Genomic DNA, 3,366 nt, shown 5'->3' on the forward strand with positions numbered 1-3,366 from the left:
CCGGGGATGACCGCGGCATCGCAAACTCAGGCCGATTTCGCCGAGATCCAGGCCCGCGTCTCGGGCAGCTCCTTTTACACGGCCATGCTTCTCATGCCGAAGGCGGAGCGGATGGCGATGTTCGCCATCTACGGCTTCTGCCGGCTGGTCGACGATATCGCCGACGATGGCACGCGGCCCCGGCCGGAGCGGGCGAAAGCGCTCGACGAGTGGCGCGCGGACATTGCCGCCCTCTATGCCGGCAGGCCGGCGGGCCAGGCGGCGTTCCTCGACTTCGCCAGGCGCGACTTCAAGCTGCGGGAAGCCGATTTCCTCGCCGTGATCGACGGCATGGAGATGGACGTCGCGGCCGACATCCGCGCGCCCGATCTCGAGACGCTCGATCTCTATTGCGAGCGCGTGGCATCGGCGGTGGGGCGGCTTTCGATCCGCATCTTCGGCATGGACGACAAGCCGGGCTTTGCGCTGGCGCACGAGCTCGGCCGCGCCTTGCAGCTCACCAACATCCTGCGCGACCTCGACGAGGACGCGGACATCGGCCGCCTCTATTTGCCGCGCGAATTGCTGGCCGAGGCAGGCATCGAGGCGAACGATCCGCAGGCTGCGATCGGCGATCCTCGCGTCGATGCGGCCGGCCGGCGGCTGGCGCTGCGGGCGCAGGCGCATTTCGATGCCGCAGACCGCGTGTTGCGCGCCCGGCCGCGCGGCCGGCTGCTGGCGCCGCGCCTGATGGCGGCGGTCTACCGAGCGATATTGCAGGAGATGCTGGCCGAAGGATGGGCGCCACCGCGCCGTCGTGTGCGGATCGGCAAGCTCCGCCTGCTGGGCCTTGTCGCCCGCTGCTGCATATCGCGATGATCGAGCGGGCTGCAGCAGCAGCGCGGGTCCATGTCGTCGGCGGCGGGCTCGCGGGATTGTCCGCGGCTGTCACGCTCGCGGATCGCGGCGTGCCCGTCGTGCTGTCGGAGGCCGCCCGCCAGGCCGGGGGCCGCTGCCGTTCGTACCACGATGCCCAGCTCGACATGGTGATCGACAACGGCAACCACCTCGTGCTGTCCGGCAATCCCGCTGTCGGTCGCTACTTGCGGGCGATCGGCGCGCAGGACCGTCTGACCGGGCCGCGGGAGGCGGAGTTTCCGTTCGTCGATCGGGGCAGCAACAGGCGCTGGATCCTTCGACCGAATGACGGTGCACTTCCGTGGTGGATCCTGTCGGGCAAGCGACGCGTGCCCGGCACGAGTTCGAGTGATTACCTCGCCATGCTCGCTTTGACGCGGCCGCATCCGGACCGGCGCATCGACCAGGTCATTTCCTGCCAGGGCGTCGTCTGGGAGAAGCTTCTTCGGCCGCTGCTCGTCTCAATTCTCAATACCCCACCCGAAGAAGCCTCCGCGGATCTCGCGGGCGCAGTGTTTCGCGAGACCCTGATGAAGGGCGGCCGGCAAACACGGCCGCGCATTGCGACGCCGAGCCTTGCTGCGGCCTTCGTCGACCCGGCGCTCGACCGCCTGCGCAAGGACGGCGGCGATATCAGGCTCGGTCGACCGCTGCGCGCGGTCACTCTCGAAGACGACAGGGTCGCGACCCTGGGCTTCGACGATGGCGAGGAACGGCTCGGGCCGCAGGACAAGGTGGTTTTCGCCGTGCCGCCGTGGACGGTGCAGGCTCTGTTGCCACGAGTGACGGTGCCGGACGATTTCCGCGCCATCGTCAATGCGCATTTTCGGGCAAGTCCGCCGACCAATGCACGGTTGATGGTCGGGCTGATCGGCGGTACGGCGGAGTGGGTTTTCGCCTTTCCCGACCGCCTTTCCGTGACCGTCAGCGCCGCCGATCGCCTTCTCGACATGGACAACCAGACCCTGACAGACGCGCTGTGGCGCGACGTCGCCGCAGTCCATGATCTCTCCAGTCCGGTTCCGGCTTGCCGCATCGTGAAGGAGAAGCGGGCGACGTTTGCCGCGACGCCAGCGCAGGAAGCACGGCGCCCGTCGGCGCGCACGCCATGGACCAATGCCTTCCTCGCGGGTGATTGGACCGCAACCGGCCTGCCCGCCACGATCGAGGGCGCGCTGCGCTCGGGCGAGAAGGCGGCGGCGCTCGCCATGGCGTCGCGATGAACGACCTCGTCGTCACCGAAGCAGCCGGCCTCGAAGCCGATATCGGCCGCGCGACAGCCGCCTTGAAGCGGTTGCAGAGAAGCGACGGGCATTGGGTGTTCGAGCTCGAGGCCGACGCCACGATCCCGGCCGAATACGTGCTGTTGCGTCACTACCTCGGCGAGCCCGACGATCTCGAGCTGGAACGCAAGATCGGCGCCTATCTTCGCCGCATCCAGGGCGGGCATGGCGGCTGGCCGCTGTTCCATGGCGGCGCCTTCGACATCAGCGCCTCGGTGAAGGCCTACTTCTGCCTGAAGATGATCGGTGACGATCCCGAGGCGCCGCACATGGTGCGCGCGCGTTCGGCGATCCTGGAACGCGGCGGCGCGGCCAGGGCCAACGTCTTCACACGCATTCTCCTGGCGCAGTTCGGCGAGCTGCCGTGGCGGCGTGTGCCCACCATGCCAGTGGAGCTGATCCTGCTGCCCCGCTGGTTCCCGATCCATCTCTCGCGCATGTCCTACTGGGCGCGGACAGTGATCGTGCCGCTCCTGGTGCTGGCGGCCCTGCGGCGGCGGGCGCGCAATCGGCGCGGCGTGCGGATCCGCGAGCTGTTCACGGTGCGGCGCGTGAGGGGACAGCGGGTGCCGACGCACCGCCGTCCGGGGTGGGCGATCTTCTTCAACGGTCTGGACCTCGTGCTGAAGGTCGCCGAGCCGCTTTGGCCCGAGCTGCTGCGCCGGCGCGCGATTGAGCGCTGCCTCGCCTTCGTCACGGAGCGGCTGAACGGCGAGGACGGTCTCGGCGCGATCTATCCCGCCATGGCCAACAGCGTGATGATGTTCGATGCGCTGGGCTATCCGCCCGACCATCCCGGCCGCGCGATCGCCCGACGTGCGATCGACAAGCTGCTGGTGGTCAAGGAGGACGAGGCCTACTGCCAACCCTGCGTCTCGCCAGTGTGGGACACCGCTCTTGCGGCTCACGCCATGATGGAAGCAGGGGGCGAAGAGGCAGGCATGGCGGCGCGCCGTGGCCTCGACTGGCTGGTGCCGCTGCAGGAATTCGAGGTGAAGGGCGACTGGGCCGAACGGCGGCCGGACGTGCGGCCCGGCGGCTGGGCCTTCCAGTATCGCAACGCGCATTATCCCGATCTCGACGATACCGCCGTCGTGGTGATGGCGATGGACCGGGCGCGGCGCGAGCGCGGCGCCGGCGACACCTTCGATCCGGCAATCGCGCGCGCGGTCGAATGGACGGCGGG

2 protein-coding genes and 1 pseudogene are annotated in these 3,366 nt (G+C 68.9%); all 3 read left to right on the plus strand.

The genetic code is table 11. The annotated features are described in order from the left end of the window. The first annotated feature begins 6 nt into the window (after positions 1–6). Positions 7–858, plus strand: a complete 852-nt coding sequence (gene hpnD, locus VFT73_RS12805; protein WP_326411728.1) for a presqualene diphosphate synthase HpnD — start codon at positions 7–9, stop codon at positions 856–858. Further along, the gene (gene hpnE / locus VFT73_RS12810) at positions 855–2,120 is read left to right on the plus strand and encodes a hydroxysqualene dehydroxylase HpnE (protein ID WP_326411724.1); all 1,266 of its coding nucleotides are present in this window, start codon (positions 855–857) and stop codon (positions 2,118–2,120) included. The genes hpnD and hpnE overlap by 4 nt, the downstream gene beginning before the upstream one ends. Continuing rightward, positions 2,117–3,366 (plus strand): annotated as a pseudogene (locus VFT73_RS12815) (prenyltransferase/squalene oxidase repeat-containing protein); the annotation flags it as partial. The gene hpnE and the pseudogene VFT73_RS12815, both read left to right, overlap by 4 nt.

The organism is Sphingomonas sp. (assembly GCF_035758555.1).
In the GTDB taxonomy this organism is placed as follows: domain Bacteria; phylum Pseudomonadota; class Alphaproteobacteria; order Sphingomonadales; family Sphingomonadaceae; genus Sphingomonas_B.